A 19672-nucleotide genomic window follows, 5' to 3' on the forward strand; every position below is an offset into this window, starting at 1 on the left:
CAAGATAAAGTTTTAGGGGTGTAGCTCCAATTGGCAGAGCAGCGGATTCCAAATCCGCGTGTTGGGAGTTCGAATCTCTCCACCCCTGCCATATTTAAAGCTCCAGCAGAAATGCTGGAGCTTTTTTGTATCTGTCACTTTTTCAAAGTGACGTTGAGGACCGGAGTGTCAGCCAAGTCGACTATATTGATCCCCATCGAAGCAGAAATCCTAGAGTCTTTTTGATTTATATTTGTTCGATTTTTAATTGATAATTACCTACCTTGAATAGAATATTGTCTTAGAAATGTAAGTGCTTACTTATATCAGTCTCTTTTATAAGCAATTAACAACACAATCCACACTTCTTTATGAGAATTATTCTCAATATTTTGTTACATTTTGGTCGTTATTACTAAAAGGCAACAAATATGGATATTTCCCGTCGTAAGTTTATTCAATCATCTCTCGCTATATCTGCATTAACAGTACTACCCGCTTGTTCAATGAAGCGGTCTGCTGATGAGCAAGGAAAGTATGTTTATGACTTAACTGCTGAGCCCTCAACAGCAGAGTTAGTGAAGGGATTTAATACCAATATTTTGGGTTTCAATGGCCAGATTCCAGCGCCAACGATTCGATGTCGACAGGGTGAAAAGGTCACGATCCGCTTTACGAATAAGCTATCAGAGCCGACGACTATTCATTGGCATGGTTTAAGAATTCCTATCGAAATGGATGGGGTTCCCTTCTTAAGTCAGCCACCAATCATGCCAGGTGAAACATTCATTTATGAGTTTACGCCGCCAGATGCCGGTACGTTTTGGTATCACCCACACATGAATAGCGTGAAGCAGCTTGGTATGGGCTTAGTTGGTCTTATTATCGTAGAAGAGAGCAATCCAGTACGGTTCGATGAAGAACACGCATTGATGCTTAAGCATTGGCACATCGACAAGCAGGGTCAATGGAAAGATTTAATGATCCCACGACTCAGTGCTCGTATGGGCACTCCTGGGGAGTGGAGTAGTGTTAATGGAGTCCATGAACCCGTATATCAGTTGAAGCAGTATGCAGCGACTAGACTGCGTATTGCTAATGTCGATAATACGATCACTTACCCTATTGCTGTCGAAGGGGCTGAAGCATGGGTTATAGCCATCGATGGTAATCCTGTAAAAACGCCTTATAAACTGACTCAACATAAAATCGGCCCAGGGATGCGCGTGGATATTGGACTGATCGCTCCTAAAGCTGGTGAGCGAGTTAACGTTCTCCAAATGAAGGGACGTTTCCCATTTTCTTTGTGTGAATTTGAAGTCGTAGATTCAGCATTTACTCAAAAGCGAGTGTTGCCATTATTACCATTGAATCCAGTACCTAACCTAGATCTTGCTAATGCTGAAGAGATCGATTTTGTGTTCGAGTGGGAAGGCGCGGTATCACCAGTATCTAAAGATGGGAAGTCCATGCCTAAATTTTGGCTTACTAATAAAAGAGCATGGGAGGGGATGAGCAAAGACAGTATCCCTGAACCGTTGGCGACTTTAGAGTTAGGTAAGACTTACATATTCGATCTTAAGAACGTCACTCAATATCATCACCCGATTCATATTCACGGTCATACATTCACTGTATTGGAACTTGATGGTAAAAAAATTGAAGAACCTTTCCATACCGATACAGTGCTACTTGGAAGAAACGGCCGAGCTAAAGCTGCATTTGTTGCAGACAACCCCGGACGTTGGATGTATCACTGTCATGTTATAGAACACATGAAAACGGGTTTAATGGGATATATCGAAGTTAAGTGACACCTGTAACGTTTAATATTTGCGCATGCATTCTTAGTTTCTACCCTCGCTTTTATCGGCGGTAAAGCTAGAATATAGGGACTATTGTTTGGGAGGATTCATGGGTCAGTTATCTATTTTAGGTTTTATTGCCATTGGTGGCGCATTTGGTGCTTGTTCGCGCTATTTGATTTCAGAGTTATGTGTAGTGATGCTAGGGCGTGGCTTTCCTTATGGTACGCTGACCGTTAACGTGATTGGCTCTTTAATTATGGGATTACTCATCGCAGCATTTGAGAATGAGATGGTTGCGACAGAACCATGGAGACAGATCATCGGTCTTGGTTTCCTTGGAGCATTGACTACATTTTCTACATTTTCGATGGATAACGTGCTTCTTATGCAGCAGGGTGCTTTCTTTAAGATGGGACTCAATGTGCTACTCAACGTGGTTCTCAGCATCTCTGCAGCATGGATCGGTTTCCAACTTCTGATAAAGTCTTAAAACTTTCTTACGGTTTGTTAACAACTCGGCTTGGTTTATCCAAGCCGTTTTTATATACTCGGTAGTACTTGTCGGAGTGCCATATGGCTGAGACCGTTAACTCGGGATCCGTTGAACCTGATCAGGCTAATACCTGCGAAGGGAACAAGAGTAGATATCTAACTAGAATCCTTCTAGAGATCTATCTCCAGATCACAACTGCATTTTCTTGCTGTGATCCCTCTTGTAGCATCTAATCCGTCAAGCATTTTTATCCCTATAAATAATGGCTAAAAGCCAAGGATAAATGCTATGTCGAGTAGTAAACAAGCAAGACTGGAAGCGAAGAATTTCATTGATTCTTTATCCGTACAACCTTATCCAAATTCAAAAAAAGCTTATATCCAAGGATCTCGCGAGGACATTCAAGTCCCTGTACGAGAAATATCACTCGCTGATAGCCTTGTTGGCGGTACCAAAAAAGAGCCTGTATTCGAACCTAATGTACCCATTCAAGTTTACGATACCTCAGGTGTTTACACTGACCCTACACATCAAATAGACCTGTATAGCGGCCTTCCTAAGTTGCGTGAGCAATGGATTGATGAGCGTGGTGATACGGAACTGTTAGATGATGTAAGCTCTGTTTACACTAAAGAGCGTTTAGAAGATGAAACTCTAGACGACCTTCGTTACGGCAACCTACCTAGAATTCGTCGTGCGACTGGAGGTCAATGTGTTACTCAGCTGCATTATGCTCGTCAGGGGATTATCACTCCTGAGATGGAGTACATTGCGATACGTGAGAACATGGGACGCCAGAAGTTCGCTGATGAGCAGCTGAACCATCAACACCCTGGCCATAACTTTGGCGCGAACCTACCTAAAGAAATTACCTCTGAGTTCGTACGTAAAGAGGTTGCTGAAGGCCGAGCTATTATTCCTTCAAACATCAACCATCCAGAATCAGAACCGATGATTATCGGCCGAAACTTCTTAGTGAAGGTGAACGCCAATATCGGTAACTCTTCAGTAAGCTCTTCGATTGAAGAAGAAGTTGAGAAATTAGTATGGTCAACTCGTTGGGGTGGCGATACCGTGATGGACCTTTCCACCGGCCGCAATATCCACGAGACTCGCGAATGGATCTTGCGTAATAGTCCGGTGCCAATTGGTACGGTTCCTATGTATCAGGCACTTGAAAAAGTGAATGGCGTTGCGGAAGACCTTAACTGGGAAGTGATGCGCGATACCTTGATTGAACAAGCAGAGCAGGGTGTTGATTACTTTACTATCCACGCAGGCTTATTGCTTCGCTACGTTCCTATGACCGCTAAACGTGTGACTGGTATTGTCTCTCGTGGCGGCTCCATCATCGCGAAATGGTGTCTTGCTCATCACCAAGAAAGTTTCCTTTATACCCACTTCCGTGAGATCTGTGAGATCTGTGCGAAGTACGATGTTGCTCTATCATTAGGTGACGGTTTACGTCCGGGTTCTATTGCAGATGCTAATGATGAGGCTCAATTCTCGGAGTTACGGACCCTAGGTGAGTTGACTAAAGTGGCTTGGGAATACGACGTTCAGGTGATTATTGAAGGCCCTGGACATGTACCAATGCACCTGATTAAAGAGAATATGGACGAGCAGTTAGAGCACTGCCACGAAGCACCTTTCTATACTTTAGGTCCACTGACGACAGATATTGCCCCTGGTTACGACCATATTACCTCTGGTATTGGTGCCGCCATGATTGGTTGGTACGGCTGTGCGATGCTGTGTTATGTAACCCCTAAAGAGCACCTAGGCTTACCAAACAAAGAAGACGTGAAGACTGGCTTGATTACTTATAAGCTGGCAGCGCATGCAGCAGACTTGGCAAAAGGACATCCGGGCGCACAGATCCGCGACAATGCATTATCAAAAGCGCGTTTTGAATTCCGTTGGGAAGACCAATTTAATCTAGCTTTAGATCCGGAAACCGCGCGTTCTTTCCACGATGAAACCCTGCCACAAGAGTCGGGTAAGGTTGCTCACTTCTGCTCTATGTGTGGACCTAAATTCTGCTCGATGAAGATCTCTCAGGAAGTACGAGAGTATGCGAAAGACACCGAACAAGTGGCGGCTGATCAGGCTATCGAAATTAAGATGTTGGATAACCCGTTGGAAGGGATGCGTCAGAAATCACAAGAGTTCCGTGATACCGGCTCTGAACTTTACCACCCTGCAGTAGGTGCAAAAGAAGCTCAATTAGAGGAATAATGACAGTGAAGATACTCATCCCATCTCAAAATATTGAGTTAACGGGAGAGGTGCAGAACTGTCTATTGGTTGCTAAGCGACAAGGTTTGGCAACCGATACAGTTGAGTTGGGCGTAAGCCCAACTCAATACTTCTCTATCGTTGATGCTCAGCAGGCGTTATCTATTGGCTTCGTTCATGATGTTGATTCATTGGCGGAGTGTAAGTTAGCGGAACTGAATCATGTTGTTGATTACAGTCATTCTGTCGCGCTAACTGACGTTTGTGGTGCCTTTACACAATCTCCAAACACTATCTATATTGGTGTCTCAGATGATTCATCTGTAATGGATATTTGGTCTCACCTAGATGCTAATCGTGTCATTAAGAGTGAAACTACAGCTCATCAAGAATTAGATAGTAGTGGTCATTTTGCTTGGTTACTTACTTTGTTGGCGCTGGAATTCCCATTAGAAGACGCACTAGTTTTAGCTCGCGCTGCATCGAATGTTTCACGTGGAACATGGCCAGCACATTATCAAGACTTTCCTATCCCTGTTCTTGAAGATCAACGGTTGGACATAAGCGTAGGTTGGGCTAACCAAGGAACATCACTTTATTTTCCTGAATTGAATAAGAGTAGCCTCGGTTTATACCCCGTAGTTGATGATGTTGAGTGGATCGAAAGATTACTCAAGCTTGGAATCAACACTGTCCAACTACGTATTAAGAACCCGCATCAAGCGGACTTAGAACAACAAGTCACACGATCTATCGAGCTTGGTCGAGAGCATAACGCTCAAGTTTTTATCAATGATTACTGGCAGCTTGCACTCAAGCATGACGCTTTTGGTGTTCATTTGGGGCAAGAGGATATTGAAGAATCAAACCTCTCACAGTTGAGCCAAGCGGGTATTAAGATCGGACTCTCGACTCATGGCTATTACGAGTTGCTACGCATTGTTCAAATCAACCCAAGCTATATTGCGCTAGGGCATATCTTCCCAACAACAACTAAACAGATGCCATCGAAACCTCAGGGTTTAGTTCGTTTATCTCTGTATCAACAGCTGATTGATACTATCCCATACACAGAAGAACTTACTGGCTATCCGACGGTTGCTATTGGCGGTATTGACCAATCGACAGCCGAGCAGGTGTGGGAGTGTGGGGTATCGAGCTTGGCGGTGGTACGTGCGATTACATTGGCGGAAGACCCACAGAAAGTGATCGAATTTTTCGAAAAACAGATGACGTCTAAACCTTCAACTCTCAAAGAAGAGGTTATGTCGGAGCCTAGCTATGCTGAGTGACTTTGAATTCATTCGTTATCAACGACAAATTGCGTTATCTGAAGTGGGTGAGCAAGGGCAACGCAACTTACTAAATAGTCATGTGTTGTTGATTGGTTGTGGTGGCTTAGGTAATGCCGCGTCTCTTTATCTAGCTGCTTCTGGTGTTGGAAAGATCGTGCTGGTTGATGATGATTGTGTCGATTCATCGAACCTGCAACGGCAGGTCGCGTTCAGGGAAAGTCAGTTAGGTTCGCTTAAGGTTGAAGCGTTGAAGCAACAACTGAGTGAGCTCAATGGTCGCAGCCAAGTAAGAACCATCAATCAACGAATGAGTGAAAGTCAGCTTGAGCTTGAAGTGATGCTAGCTGACTTAGTGTTGGATTGTACTGACAACTTCGCGTCACGCCAGCAGGTTAACCAAGCATGTTTCAGCACGAAGACCCCTTTGATTTCTGGTTCTGCAATTGGCTGGAAAGGCCAGTTTATTGTATTTGATTATCAGAATCAGAAAGGGTGCTATCACTGCTTGTTCCCGTTCAGACAGCATCCACAAACGACGCGTTGTAGCGATAGCGGCATCATAGGCCCAGTTGTTGGCACCATAGGTAACCTTCAAGCTTTGGCTGCTATTCAACGTCTAACTCGTGGTGAGTTTCAGGTCGCAACACATCAACTCAAACTGTTCGATGGCCAGACGATGAATTGGCAAAACCTTATGGTCACTCAAGATAGTGAATGTCCTGTGTGCAGTGCGTCTGTAGTTAAGCATTTAGAAGAAGAAATCCAATGAGCCATATAACTATCTCGATAAACGAACAATCAGAACAAGTAGCACACTCGTCGTCTCTAGCGGACATTATCCAAGTTCTAGCATTACCTGATCTAGGTTGTGTGTTTGCAATCAATAATGCGGTTGTCCCGCGTAGCCAGTGGCAACAAACAGTCGTTAATGAAGGCGACGCTATATCTCTTTTCCAAGCCATTGCAGGAGGCTAACCATGTTAACTATCGCAGATAAAACGTTTCAATCACGACTCTTCACTGGAACGGGTAAGTTCGCCAATAAGCAATTGATGGCGAGTGCTATCGAGGCCTCAGGTTCGGAATTGGCAACTATGGCGCTTAAGAGAGTTGATATTCGCTCTGAGCAAGACGACATTTTACAACCCATCATTGATGCTGGCGTGAACTTACTACCGAATACGTCAGGTGCTAAGAATGCAAAAGACGCCATCTTTGCTGCGCATTTGGCTCGTGAAGCTCTAGGCACAAATTGGCTCAAACTGGAAATTCACCCAGATCCAAAGTACTTGATGCCAGACCCAATTGAAACGCTTAAAGCTGCTGAGCAACTGGTTAAAGATGGCTTTATTGTGTTGCCTTACTGTCATGCCGATCCAGTATTGTGTAAACGCTTGGAAGAGGTGGGTTGTACTGCGGTTATGCCGCTAGGTGCCCCAATTGGTTCAAACAAAGGTATCGCTTCGGCAGACTTCTTAGAGATCATTATCGACCAAGCGAATGTCCCTGTGATTGTGGATGCAGGCATAGGTGCACCATCTCATGCTGCTCGCGCAATGGAAATGGGCGCAGATGCAGTGTTAGTGAATACGGCGATTGCGGCTTCCCAACAACCTGTTGATATGGCGATTGCTTTTAAGTTGGCAGTTGAAGCAGGTCGTATGGCTTACCTTGCTGGTCTCGCTGGTCAGGTATCTCACGCGGTTGCTTCCAGTCCGTTAACTTCATTTCTAGACGAGTAATATTGCCATGACGTTTGTTGATCGATTTAAACAGCTCAACTGGGATGACATTGGTATGTCTATCTTCAGTAAAACGGCAGCGGATGTTGAACGTGCTCTGAGTAAACCCAAACGCGACCTAGAAGACTTTAAGGCTCTGATCTCTCCGGCGGCAGAACCTTACTTAGAGCAGATGGCACAACAATCGTTGGCGCTAACTCGTAAGCGATTTGGTAATACAATGTCGCTTTATATTCCTTTGTATCTCTCGAATCTATGCGCGAATGCATGCACGTATTGTGGTTTCTCAATGGAGAATCGTATCAAGCGCCGCACGCTTACTTTGGATGAAATTGATGCCGAAAGTGCGGCTATCAAAAAGATGAAGTTTGATAGCGTTTTGTTGGTCACCGGTGAACATGAAACTAAGGTCGGGATGAATTACTTTCGACAGGTGTTGCCGACTATCAAAAAGCAATTTAACTACCTTGCAATGGAAGTGCAGCCGCTTGATCAACATGATTACGCAGAGCTTAAATCTCTCGGTTTAGATGCTGTTATGGTTTACCAAGAGACTTACCAGCCAAGAACTTACGCTGAGCATCATCTACGTGGCAATAAAATGGATTTTGAATATCGTCTTGAAACTCCTGATCGCTTGGCAAAAGCGGGGATCGATAAGATAGGTATTGGTGCCTTGATTGGTTTGGAAGATTGGAGAACCGACTGCTTCTTTGTTGCTGCTCACTTGGATTACCTGGAGCGCACTTATTGGCAGACTCGCTATTCAATTTCATTCCCGCGTCTTCGCCCGTGCGAGGGTGGAGACGGTAATGGAGGCTTGCAGCCTAAGTCGGTCATGAACGATAAACAGTTGGTTCAGCTTATCTGCGCATATAGACTCTTAAACCCTGAGGTCGAGTTATCTCTATCTACTCGTGAGTCAGCAACCTTCCGCGACAATGTGTTGCCATTAGGAATCACGAGTATGTCGGCTGCGTCAAAAACCCAACCTGGTGGTTATGCTTCGGGTGAGGAAGAACTCGAACAGTTTGAGATAAGTGATGAGAGAAGTGCTGCCGATGTTGAGTCGATGATTCGTCAGCGTGGTTTCGACCCAGTGTGGCGAGACTGGCACAGTGCCTATTCTGGTTAATCAACGTTTGGTTGATGTTCCACGTGAAACATCGATGGGATGCTATCGACAAACAAAAACGGCTACCTTTAGGTAGCCGTTTTTATATCTAATTTAGCGAGCTTGTTTTGGTTAAGTAAACAGCCTAGAAAGCTATTAAGCGTGAGCTAATGGTGTCGTTGATTGACGTAGCCATTCCAACGTATCACCTTCAACTAATGGGCTAACGTCGCTCCATACTTTTTGATGGTAGTCGTTCAGCCATGCCAGTTCAGGTCGTGTTAGCAAATCAACATTGATGTTGCGCTTATCGATTGGGCAACGAGTTAGTGATTCAAACGTCAATACAGAGAAGTCACCCTGAGTTGGCAGCTCAACAACCAGTTCTAGGTTCTCGATGCGGATACCAAATTCATCAGCACGGTAGTAACCTGGTTCGTTTGATAACACCATACCTTTAACTAGAGGCACGTCGATTAACTTCTTAGAGATACTTTGTGGGCCTTCATGAACACTTAGGAAGTGACCTACACCATGACCAGTACCGTGGTCGTAGTCGAAGCCTTCAGCCCATAAGTGCTGACGCGCTAGGATATCAAGTTGGAAACCACGAGTGCCTTGTGGGAAACGAGCTCGTGCGATGCCGATATGACCTTTAAGTGCGAGAGTGAACTGTTGAATCATTTCGTCGCTTGGTTGGCCAATCGCGATAGTACGAGTGATGTCCGTTGTACCATCTAAGTACTGACCGCCTGAATCGACTAGGTACAGAGTATTCAGTTCTAGCTTACCTGGTTCAGGTTGGTTCTCATGGTTGTAGTGACACATAGCTGCGTTTCCGCCTGCAGCTGAAATCGTGTCAAAACTTAGGTCCATCAGCGTCGGGTCTTGCTCGCGGAATGATTGTACTTTGTCTGCTAGTACAGCTTCGTTGTGCAGGTTACCTTGCGCGACTTCTGCATCAATCCAAGACAGGAATTTCGCCATCGCCACGCCATCTCGAATGTGACACGCTTTCATACCTGCAATCTCAGTTGCGTTTTTAGCAGCTTTTGGCATTAGGCATGGGTCTGCTGCTTCAATGATGTGAGCGCCAGCGTTTTGCAGAACAAGCGTGTACCAAGCATTGCTCGTGCTTGAATCTACAGATACATTTCTATTTTCTAAAGACTGAAGGCGCACTTCAAGCTCTGATGGGTGAGAAACTCGAATACCATTACCAACGTGTGCTTCAAAGCCTGCTGGGATGCGTGCTGGGTCTAGGAAGAAATCGACGCTTTCATCAGCGTGAATGATTGCATTAGACAGTACAACAGGTAGGCGAGATACGTCCAAACCACGAATGTTAAGCAACCAACAGATCGAATCGAGCTCGGTAAGGATAGCGGCGTCCGCACCTTTTGCTTTTAGTAAGCCAGCAATCTCCGCACGTTTGCTTTCACTTGATTGACCAACGGCATCTGTTGCCATTAGGCGAACATCAGATACAACAGGCTCAGGACGGTCAGACCAAAGCGCATCAATCGGGTTTGCTGATAACGTTGTTAGCTCAACTTTCTCCGCTAGTTTTGCTTGTGCGCCTTTCAACCAAGCAGCGGTGTGCATGCGTGGGTCGAATGCAACCTTACTACCTTGAGGCAATGAGTTGATGATCCAATCTAAAGCCGGTTCTTCAATAAGGTGGCGATACTCAAATAACTCTGCTGGTACCTGCTTACGAACCTGAACGGTGTAGCGACCATCAACAAAAATAGCAGCAGTTTCACGAGTGATAACAGCGGCACCTGCAGAGCCAGTGAAACCTGTTAACCAGTGAAGTCGCTCGTTATGAGCAGGAACGTATTCACCTAGATATTCGTCTTCGTGTGGAATGATAACGGCATCTAGGTTGTTTGTTTCAAGCCAAGTTCGAACCGCAGCAACGCGTTCAGCAGTGATATTGTGCATCTGTGTTTTATCCTTATTGTTAGGGTCCTTGTTAACACTCACAGTCGATATACAGGTGAGGGGACTTATTAGGTCAATAAGCTAGCGCTTTTGTTCGTTTGCTGCAAACGCTGTACGCCATTTTTATCTAAGGTGCAGAGTTTTTTCTTTGATGATATCTCGCAACCAAGTTAAGGCTGGGTCATTTTCTCTGTCACGGTGCCAAAACAAAGTGTATGCCATCGGTGGGAACTCCATTGGTAAAGGAACAACCACTAAGTCGAGTTGCTTAGCGACGAGATAAGTAAAGTGGCTTGGTGCGGTAAACACAAAGTCGGTGTAGGTACATAGGCTTGCAGCGCTATTGAAGTCTGGAACAGAAATCGCGATATCGCGTTGATGGCCAAGATCGGCAAGTTTGTAGTCGAGCAGCCAGCGGTCGTTACCATCGCACCTTACCTGTACATGACGTTGCGCAAGGTAGGTTTCCAGATCCCATTTACCACTCAGAGCAGGGTGGTTGCGTCTTAGCACACACATCTGTGCGTCGCGGTAGATCTCTTGTTCGCAAATGTCGTCTGGCGGCAGCATAGTTAAACGCGCATCGTTGATGTCGATGTCTTTGCCAGTGAGTCCGATATCTAGTTCGCCAAGCTGCAGCTTTTTAAAGGTTTGTTCTGTCCACGCGTGGGTGTTGATATTGACCTTAGGTGCTTGTCGAAATATTGCCGGTAAGAAGTGCGGAAGAATCAGCGGGTAAACACTCTCAACGGCAGCAATGTGAAAGCTATGGTCGCTGTTGTTGGGAATGAAAGTTTCCGGTTGGGTAAGCATATCAAGTTGATTGATCAGCGTTTCTAATCGAGGCTTGAGGAACACAGCTTTCGGTGTCGGTCTTAGGCCATGAGCACTTCGCGTAAAAAGGGGATCATTAAATTGTTCACGAAGCTTGGCTAGCGACTTGCTCACTGCTGATTGGCTCAAGCACAGCCTATGTGCGGTGCGAGTGACACTCAGCTCTTCCATCAACACTTGTAAACAAACTAATAGGTTTAGGTCGATGCGTGACAGTTTCTCGATATTCATATGAATTTCCAATTTGGAATAATACTAATGAGTATATGCCATTTCTATTCATATCTTTAGTCCGTTATTATGCACCCAAATTAATTCATTCGGAGAATCTTGTGCCTTCTAACGCGCTTCCAAATCCTAGCAAATTGCAGGTTGCACTACTTGCAATGCTGGTTCTATTTAGCCCTTTGGCTATTGATATTTATCTACCAGCACTGCCACAAATTTCGACAGCGTTTCACGTGGAACATGCACTAGCACAAGATACGATTACTTGGTTTTTATTCGCCATGGGTGTCGGGCAATTATTTGCAGGCCCTTTGGCTGATAAGTTAGGACGTCGAACCGTTGCATTGGGAGGTGTTAGTATCTATGCACTGAGTGCTTGCTTGGCGTGGGCAGCTCAGTCGATTGATATGATGTTAATAGCTCGGCTGTTACAAGGCTTAGGAGCTTGTGCGACTTCTGTAGCAGCCTTTGCAACGGTTCGCGATCTATTTGGCCCGCAGAAGAGCGGGCGAATGATCAGTTACCTTAACGGTGCAATTTGCTTTATTCCTGCATTAGCGCCGATCCTTGGTGCTTGGTTGACTCAACAGTTTGGTTGGCGCTCGAACTTCAGTTTCATGGCTGGCTTTGCGATTGTGGTCGGCACCATTTTGTTTTTCCAAATGAAAGAGTCTAACCCTGCGACAGAAAAGGTTGCAGTTTTTAAGCTAGAGCGATACTGGTCGGTATTGAAAACACCGTCATTTATCTTCCATGCCACTTTATGCTTGATGGCGATGGCGGTAATCCTTGCTTACGTTACCTCTGCACCTGTTGTGTTGATGGAAAACCTAGGTTTGACGATGAACGAATTTACCTTTTGGTTTGGTGTAAACGCGGCAATTAATATCATCGCAGCATTCACAGCGCCGAAGTTTATGGATCGCTTTGGTACCTATAAAGCCCTGGTTGTTGGTATATCCACACTTGGCTTAGCTGGGGTGATTATGTTGGTGCTTGCTGATCAAGCGACAGCGTTCGCATTTATGTTGCCTATTTTCTTATCTTCGGTTGGTTTTGCATGGATTCTTGGCGCTGCTGCGGGTAAGGCATTAGAACCTTTTGGTGACCGTGCGGGTACAGCCGCTGCGCTGCTTGGTTTGTTCCAAATGAGCGGTTCAGGGCTACTTGTTGGTACCATGCAACGTCTTGATTTAACGTCTCAAGTGATGATTGCGCTACAAATGTTCCTTATTGTGCCAGCATTGTTGGTACTTGCGAGCAAGGCGGGTAAGTCGTGGCATACGACGTTTGCAAAGGCATAAGTTACAAGGGTGATAAAATATACAAATGGCGGTTTTCGAAACATTAAAACATGGTATATTTGTCACTCATTGAAACGTTAGTACCACAACGGAAAATACTGTAATGTCATTAACAACCTACGAAATGGCGCGCATCTTAGAACAAATGGAAGATGCACCTGAAAAGGTCATGTTTGGTAAACTGCTTAAAGAGCTAGGAAACCAAAGTGAAGAGCGTATTCGCAGTGCGGCAAAACAAGTTCCAATCGATACTTTGCGAGATATTATTTACCAATTCCAGCGTGTGGTAGAGTCTCGTAAAGGTGAACAAGTTCAGCTATTAGCAAAAGAGTTAGCAGAACAAGGTATCTCTGCTGAAGAACTACAAGCTTTTCTAAACAAGTAGTTTATCCCAGATAAAAAGAAACCACTCGATTGAGTGGTTTTTTGCGTTTAGGGCTAGGTTAATTTAAGGACGATGCAAAATAGATCTAGCTTGCGAATTGTTTTCTTAATATTCGATCAAGCGACATAGGTCCGGCTCCCCATACGACGACGACCAGTATCATTAATCCCCACAACTGATGATCATAGAAACCTTGCTCCCACAACACAGGGTATGACACGACAGCCATGATGTTGAATACGAATAACGCTGCTGCCATCGGTCGTGTTAATAGGCCTAGTGCTAAGAAAACAGGCAGAATCAATTCTGCGGCAGTACCCATGTAAGCTGCTAATTCCCAAGGCAGCAATGGCACCTGGTATTCCAACTCAAACAAATAAAGGGTGCTATCCCATGTGGCTATTTTGGTGAGTCCTGAATTGAAGAATACCCAAGCCACCCATAAGCGACAAAACAAAAGTAGCAGAGGAACAAAAAGTGATTGTGACTTCTCAATCAATGCATCGTATTGAGCCATCATGTTTGTGACCGTGTTGTTATCCATTTTATGTCTCCAATTCATCATTGAGTGAGAAGCCTGAGATGACGTCGAGAGCCATTACAGTATTAAGGTGTTGTAGTAGTGAAGGATTAATCTGAGCGAGTGCTTGACCCGATTGCAATTCAGTTAATAGTTGGTGGCATTCTTCCGTCAAACGATAGCTCTCAACCTGTGAATTCTCGGTTCTGATTAACACTCCTAATTCAGGTTGGTTGATGTCTAACCCGTCAAGTTGTTGCTGGTAGATAGCTTGCTCAAGCGCGATAATCGTATAGCTAGAATTAACTAGCGTTATTGAATCTTTGAGATGGAAGACCAAAGCGCCTTGCTGTTCTTGTGGCACATCAGCTAAACAAGAAAGGGGGCGTTGGTCGACATGTGATTCTGAAATACATCTCACCAAGCTATCTTTTTTCCATTCATACAAAGCCACTTCAGCGAGATAAGGAGCAGCCTCAATAACGGCAGGAAAGGTTTGGATAGTCTGTTCAAAGTGTTCCCCATAACCGCTGACATCACCAGAGGTTGATGGATAACTTAAGACATGTTGGCGAGCCATTTGTTGGAAGCACTCTTCACCAACCAGCATTTCAGTCAGTGGGTACGTCGCTGCCAGTACTTCGCTCAAGCTGATCACAAAGTTATTTCGGTAAATTTGGATTCGCTGTTCATCCGTAAAATGGTCGCTCACTATGTCGCAGTGATCACCATTGTTTTGGTAGCGCAGGGCGTTAGCAAACTCCGACTGAACGTCAGCTAGGGAGTGGCTCATGATGCGCGACTCCTTGGGTTGAACTTGTCGTGTTGATACAAAATATCACTGGCTTTGGTTGCTTCAGCCAATAAGACTTGTGGTTCTGGGATGTCTAGATCCCACTCAATCAAGGTATGGCGCAAACCATGTTGTGCTATCCATTGTGTGTAGAGTTGCCACACTTCGTCACAGACTGGTTTACTGTGGGTATCTATCCAGATCTCACCTTGTTCGAGTTTCTTTTTGGTAAAACCTGCCAAGTGAATCTCTTCCACTTTGTCTGCAGGAATTCCGCTTAAGTACTCTTCACAACTGAAACCATGGTTAAAAGATGAGACAAAAATATTATTGAAATCGAGTAATAAGCGACACTCGGTACGCTTCTGTACTTCAGCCAAAAATTCCCACTCTGGGATAGTTGAATGCTTGAAGGCAAGGTAGCTCGATGGGTTTTCAATTAGCATAGGGCGTTGCAAGCTGTCTTGGACCTCGATGACATTGCGGCAGAAGACCTCTAATGCCTCTTCGGTATACGGCAGTGGTAATAAATCATTGAAGTAGTGACCACCAATCTGACTCCAACTTAGATGGTCAGAAACCAAAAACGGCTCTATGTCATTGATGAGTTCTTTTAGCTGCAGTAAGTGATTTGGGTTAATACGCTCAAAAGAACCTAAAGACAACCCAACGCCGTGGCAACTTATACTGTGGTCATTACGTATTACTCTGAGCTGCTGACGCGATTTTGATTGAGGCTGAAAGTAGTTTTCGCTGTGAACCTCTAACCAACTTATTAAAGCTGGATTTTGGCTAAAGAAGTCTAAGTGAGGTGTTCTAAGGCCAACCCCTGTATTGGGGTGAAGAGTTTGAGTCACAACGATTCTCCTAATAGAAAGTGGAGGTGAGCTGGATATCAGCTCACCATACTTATCAGCTCAATTATGATGATTGAGTGTTACCACCAGATAATTTGCCACAAAGTCCTTTAGGTACGACTACGAATGCATCGGATTGGTTGTCTTCTTTTGCTGTACCTGCACATGAACTTGTTTTGGTTGCACAATCATTTTGGCCAGCTTTTGCCACGCCGTAGCATTTTTCTTTTGCTGCTGCCTCTGCAGGCGCTGATGTAAGAACTGCACCGCCGAACGCTAGTACACTTGTGATTGCAGCTGTAACAGCAAGATTAGAATTTTTCATAGTCATTCCCTCTAGGACTTAATAGTATTTTTATATCGCAGGTTAATAAGTTGTTAACTTGCTTACTAAAAAGGATAGGAAGAACTCGGAAATAATTTCACTGCATTATAAAAAATATCAATATTAATGATGTGTTATCTATTAAGTTACTGATTACATGATGTTATTTTTTGATTGTTTTTTCTTCTTATTATCCTAAACGCAGCCTAGTGTTTAGGTTATAATCGACTTTTATGTATAAATACCCAGTAGTGAGCATATCCAATGATAGATCCTTCGCTTTTACTCGATGGCCTAAACGACAAACAACGTGAGGCGGTCGCAGCACCTTTAGAAAACCTACTTATTCTGGCAGGTGCTGGCAGTGGTAAAACGCGAGTGTTGGTGCATCGTATTGCTTGGCTGCAAAGCGTAGAGCAAGCATCGCCGTTTTCTATCATGTCAGTCACCTTCACCAATAAAGCGGCAGCAGAGATGCGTGGTCGTATTGAAGAGTTGATGATGGGTAGCTCGTCAGGTATGTGGAACGGTACCTTCCATGGTATTTGTCACCGTATTCTTCGAGCTCACTACCTAGATGCAAAACTGCCAGAAGATTTTCAGATCATTGATTCAGATGATCAAATTCGTTTACTACGTCGCTTAATCAAGGCGCAAAACCTTGATGAAAAGCAGTGGCCAGCCAAGCAAGCTTCTTGGTGGATTAATGGTAAAAAAGACGAAGGGCTACGCCCAAGTCATATTGACGCCTACCATGATCCAATCACTCAAACGTGGTTAAAGATTTACTCGGCTTACCAAGAGGCATGTGATCGTGCTGGCTTGGTCGACTTTGCTGAAATCTTGTTGCGATCGCATGAACTATTGCGCGATAAGAAACACATCCGCGAGCACTACCAAGCTCGCTTTAAGCACATTCTTGTCGACGAATTCCAAGATACCAACAACATCCAATACGCTTGGCTTCGCATGATGGCAGGCCCGGATTGTCGCGTGATGATCGTGGGTGATGATGACCAATCTATCTATGGCTGGCGTGGCGCTAAAATTGAAAATATTCAGAAGTTCTTGGATGAATTCCCAGGCGCTTCAACGGTTCGACTCGAACAAAACTACCGTTCAACCAAAACCATTCTTCAGGCGTCGAATGAGCTTATCTCGAACAACACTGAGCGTATGGGTAAAGAGCTGTGGACCGATGGCAACGATGGCGAACTAATCTCAGTTTACTCGGCTTATAACGAGTTAGATGAAGCGCGCTTCACGGTCAGCAAAATCAAAGAGTGGCAAGAGAAAGGCGGTGCGTTAGAAGATACCGCGATGCTTTATCGTAACAACGCCCAATCTCGTGTGCTTGAAGAGGCGCTTATCCAAGGTGGTCTACCTTACCGAATCTACGGCGGCATGCGATTCTTCGAGCGTCAGGAAATCAGAGATGCTTTGAGCTACCTGCGTTTAATGAGTAACCGAAGCAATGATGCGGCATTCGAACGTGTCGTAAATACGCCAACGCGTGGCTTGGGTGATAAAACCTTAGAAACGATTCGTCTTGCAGCGCGTGATCGTGGTGCAACCATGTGGGAAGCCAGTGTTGCTCTGATAGAAGAACAAGTGTTACCAGGCCGTGCTGCAGGTGCTTTGAGCCGCTTTATTGAGCTTATCAATGCACTTGAAGATGACACCATAGAACTGAGACTTCATGAGCAAACCGACCACGTAATCAAATCGTCGGGCTTGTTTGCGATGTACGAGCAAGAGAAAGGTGAAAAGTCGAAGGCACGTATTGAGAACTTGGAAGAATTGGTAACGGCAACGCGTCAGTTTGAAAAGCCAGAAGAAGCGGATGAAATGAGCATGCTAACGGCGTTCTTAACTCATGCGGCTTTGGAAGCAGGTGAAGGTCAGGCTGACGAGTTTGATGATGCGGTTCAGCTCATGACTCTGCACAGTGCCAAAGGCCTAGAGTTCCCAATGGTATTCATGGTTGGCGTTGAAGAGGGTATGTTCCCAAGCCAGATGTCTGCAGAAGAGGCAGGGCGCTTAGAAGAAGAGCGTCGCCTGTGTTACGTAGGCATGACGCGTGCGATGGAGAAGCTTTACATAACTTACGCAGAGATGCGTCGCTTGTACGGGCAAGACAAGTACCACAAACCGTCACGCTTTATTCGTGAGCTGCCTGAGACATGTCTGGATGAAGTGCGTATGAAAGCGCAAGTGAGCCGTCCTGCAAGCAGCGGTCGCTTTAGCCAAACCGCCGTGAAAGAGAACTTTAACGAAACAGGCTTTAGTTTGGGTTCTCGCGTTAAGCACCCTAAGTTTGGTGAAGGCACTATCATCAACTTCGAGGGAAGTGGCCCGCAGAGCCGAGTTCAAGTCGCGTTTAATGGTGAAGGCATCAAGTGGTTAGTAACGGCTTATGCTCGTTTAGAGCAGCTTTAACCTGTTACTTCGACATCTAAAAACCGTCCATTATTAAAAACAGAAAGAGCAGCCAATGGCTGCTCTTTTTATTGCTTTATACTGACCTAAATTAGGTTAATACGAGCCTAAGGCATTGCTGCCTTAAAGTAAGACTTACAGTGCTGCAAGTGCCGCTTCGTAGTTTGGTTCTTCAGTGATCTCTGCAACTAACTCGCTGTGTGTTACCACACCGTTTTCATCAACACATACAACTGCACGTGTTGTTAGGCCAGATAGTGGGCCTTCAGCGATCGCTACGCCGTAGTCTGATGCGAAAGTAGGAGAGCGGAAAGTCGAAGCGTGTTGAACGCCTTCAATGCCTTCTAGTTCGCAGAAGCGACCCGCAGCAAACGGAAGATCAGCAGAAATACAAACAACAACCGTGTTCTCAAGCTCTGCCGCTTTTGCGTTGAACGTGCGTACGCTCGTCGCACAAGTTGCGGTGTCGATGCTTGGGAAAATGTTTAGAACCACTTTCTTGCCTTCAAGAGAAGCAAGAGTCAGTTCAGAAAGATCGCCTGCAGTCAGTGCAAAGCTTGGAGACTTTTCACCCGTTTTTGGGAATGTGCCTGTTAGAGCTACAGCAGCGCCTTTGAAGGTAACGTGTGACATGAATTGTCCTTAGTTTAATTATGGTTATGAAACTAGTTGAGCCTAGTAAAGCTTACGTTACTCGGAAGTGGTTAAGAAGTGAATGATTTAAATGTCAGAATTGTAATTAAACGTATGTGATGTTTGGTGAGGTTTAGAGCGGAAAGGTTAATTGGAAAGTAATAAATAGAAGTATGGATAAAGAAAAACCCCGAGAGCTTGCGCTCATCGGGGTCTGTAGTCTTACTCGCAGCAATCCGGCTACTAAGTGTGCTCCATGCATCAAATCCATGATAGTGTGCTGTTATCCTTCAGCGTATTCCTTTCATCGCCTTCCTAGCGGTGTCCTTGATCTTATCCTGATCTGCCAACAATCCTCGTTAGCGCGCGTCACTTGTTCCTTGAGCGGTGTCCTTTACATCATCCTGATGTTCAGTCCTTTCCTCGTCCAGAGGTGTCCATTGTCTTTCCTTAGTAGCAACCATCCTAGTTACTATTGCGTCCATTCAATGTCCATTTCGCTATCCATGCCGATTATTCATCCTGAGTAATCGAATCTTCATCCTGAAGATAACCAAGTCCTTGGTGTTTCCTGTTCCGTGTCAGCATCCTTCCGACACCATTCATATTACCGATCTCCCATTTATCAGCAATGGTGCATAAGAGAATTTCTATATAATTATTTGAATGATAAATGTACGTTTTGTTTTATTTCAAATAGTTAAGATTATTAAGTGCTTATTTTCTCAGTTAAATAGA

The 19672-nt window shown here is 44.9% G+C and carries 18 protein-coding genes, 1 tRNA gene and 1 riboswitch; of the genes, 12 read left to right on the forward strand and 7 right to left on the reverse strand.

The genetic code is table 11. From position 1 onward, the window contains the following. The first annotated feature begins 14 nt into the window (after positions 1–14). The 9 genes from ACFI6G_RS21275 to thiH all read left to right on the forward strand — a co-directional run bounded on the left by ACFI6G_RS21275 (position 15) and on the right by thiH (position 8690). Positions 15–91 (forward strand) — tRNA-Trp (locus ACFI6G_RS21275). Positions 92–410: 319 nt separating this feature from the next. Then, entirely contained in the window at positions 411–1793 is a 1383-nt protein-coding gene (locus ACFI6G_RS21280) for a multicopper oxidase family protein (RefSeq protein WP_046209653.1), read from the forward strand. A gap of 100 nt (positions 1794–1893) precedes the next feature. Beyond that, positions 1894–2277, forward strand: a complete 384-nt coding sequence (crcB, locus tag ACFI6G_RS21285) for a fluoride efflux transporter CrcB (RefSeq protein ID WP_004736665.1) — start codon at positions 1894–1896, stop codon at positions 2275–2277. Between the two features lie 62 nt (positions 2278–2339). Next, a riboswitch (TPP riboswitch) is annotated at positions 2340–2438 on the forward strand. A 130-nt stretch (positions 2439–2568) separates the two neighbouring features. Continuing rightward, positions 2569–4518, forward strand: a complete 1950-nt coding sequence (thiC, locus tag ACFI6G_RS21290) for a phosphomethylpyrimidine synthase ThiC (RefSeq protein ID WP_462710463.1) — start codon at positions 2569–2571, stop codon at positions 4516–4518. Then, positions 4518–5810, forward strand: a complete 1293-nt coding sequence (locus tag ACFI6G_RS21295; RefSeq protein WP_010440648.1) for a thiamine phosphate synthase — start codon at positions 4518–4520, stop codon at positions 5808–5810. The genes thiC and ACFI6G_RS21295 overlap by 1 nt, the downstream gene beginning before the upstream one ends. Then, positions 5800–6582 (forward strand): HesA/MoeB/ThiF family protein, encoded by a 783-nt coding sequence (locus tag ACFI6G_RS21300; protein ID WP_010440651.1) that lies wholly within the window; start codon positions 5800–5802, stop codon positions 6580–6582. The genes ACFI6G_RS21295 and ACFI6G_RS21300 overlap by 11 nt, the downstream gene beginning before the upstream one ends. Then, positions 6579–6788: a sulfur carrier protein ThiS gene (gene thiS / locus ACFI6G_RS21305; RefSeq protein WP_010440653.1), complete on the forward strand. Its 210-nt coding sequence runs from the start codon at positions 6579–6581 to the stop codon at positions 6786–6788. The genes ACFI6G_RS21300 and thiS overlap by 4 nt, the downstream gene beginning before the upstream one ends. A gap of 2 nt (positions 6789–6790) precedes the next feature. Beyond that, positions 6791–7555, forward strand: coding sequence for a thiazole synthase (locus tag ACFI6G_RS21310; RefSeq protein ID WP_010440655.1), 765 nt, complete (start codon positions 6791–6793; stop codon positions 7553–7555). Between the two features lie 7 nt (positions 7556–7562). Next, positions 7563–8690, forward strand: coding sequence for a 2-iminoacetate synthase ThiH (thiH, locus tag ACFI6G_RS21315; protein WP_010440657.1), 1128 nt, complete (start codon positions 7563–7565; stop codon positions 8688–8690). A gap of 135 nt (positions 8691–8825) precedes the next feature. Here the strand turns inward: thiH and ACFI6G_RS21320 are convergent, their stop codons facing one another. Then, positions 8826–10616 carry an aminopeptidase P family protein gene (locus tag ACFI6G_RS21320; protein ID WP_010440658.1) on the reverse strand — a complete coding sequence of 597 codons (1791 nt, stop codon included), beginning with the start codon at positions 10614–10616 and terminating at the stop codon, positions 8826–8828. 123 nt (positions 10617–10739) lie between these two features. Continuing rightward, positions 10740–11681, reverse strand: a complete 942-nt coding sequence (locus tag ACFI6G_RS21325; RefSeq protein ID WP_010440660.1) for a LysR family transcriptional regulator — start codon at positions 11679–11681, stop codon at positions 10740–10742. Between the two features lie 101 nt (positions 11682–11782). Between ACFI6G_RS21325 and ACFI6G_RS21330 the strand changes: the two genes are divergently transcribed. Beyond that, positions 11783–12982 carry a multidrug effflux MFS transporter gene (locus ACFI6G_RS21330; protein ID WP_010440662.1) on the forward strand — a complete coding sequence of 400 codons (1200 nt, stop codon included), beginning with the start codon at positions 11783–11785 and terminating at the stop codon, positions 12980–12982. A 103-nt stretch (positions 12983–13085) separates the two neighbouring features. Then, on the forward strand, positions 13086–13367 hold the full coding sequence (gene tsrA, locus ACFI6G_RS21335) for an H-NS-like global regulator TsrA (RefSeq protein ID WP_004736654.1): 282 nt from the start codon (positions 13086–13088) through the stop codon (positions 13365–13367). An 85-nt stretch (positions 13368–13452) separates the two neighbouring features. Here the strand turns inward: tsrA and ACFI6G_RS21340 are convergent, their stop codons facing one another. The 4 genes from ACFI6G_RS21340 to ACFI6G_RS21355 all read right to left on the reverse strand — a co-directional run bounded on the left by ACFI6G_RS21340 (position 13453) and on the right by ACFI6G_RS21355 (position 15862). Continuing rightward, positions 13453–13911, reverse strand: a complete 459-nt coding sequence (locus ACFI6G_RS21340; RefSeq protein ID WP_010440663.1) for a DoxX family protein — start codon at positions 13909–13911, stop codon at positions 13453–13455. Between the two features lies 1 nt (position 13912). Further along, positions 13913–14680, reverse strand: coding sequence for an HvfC/BufC N-terminal domain-containing protein (locus ACFI6G_RS21345; RefSeq protein ID WP_016789617.1), 768 nt, complete (start codon positions 14678–14680; stop codon positions 13913–13915). Then, positions 14677–15537 carry an MNIO family bufferin maturase gene (gene bufB / locus ACFI6G_RS21350; protein ID WP_010440667.1) on the reverse strand — a complete coding sequence of 287 codons (861 nt, stop codon included), beginning with the start codon at positions 15535–15537 and terminating at the stop codon, positions 14677–14679. Before bufB ends, ACFI6G_RS21345 begins: the two co-directional genes overlap by 4 nt. Before the next feature lie 64 nt (positions 15538–15601). Continuing rightward, positions 15602–15862, reverse strand: a complete 261-nt coding sequence (locus ACFI6G_RS21355) for a BufA1 family periplasmic bufferin-type metallophore (protein ID WP_004736650.1) — start codon at positions 15860–15862, stop codon at positions 15602–15604. A 264-nt stretch (positions 15863–16126) separates the two neighbouring features. Between ACFI6G_RS21355 and uvrD the strand changes: the two genes are divergently transcribed. Continuing rightward, a complete protein-coding gene (gene uvrD, locus ACFI6G_RS21360) occupies positions 16127–18301 on the forward strand; it encodes a DNA helicase II (RefSeq protein ID WP_010440672.1) in 2175 nt (724 codons plus the stop codon). A gap of 135 nt (positions 18302–18436) precedes the next feature. Here uvrD and tpx read toward each other — a convergent pair whose 3' ends face one another. Continuing rightward, positions 18437–18934 carry a thiol peroxidase gene (gene tpx, locus ACFI6G_RS21365; protein ID WP_010440678.1) on the reverse strand — a complete coding sequence of 166 codons (498 nt, stop codon included), beginning with the start codon at positions 18932–18934 and terminating at the stop codon, positions 18437–18439. Positions 18935–19672: the final 738 nt, after the last annotated feature.

This window comes from Vibrio sp. PSi01 (assembly GCF_054960695.1).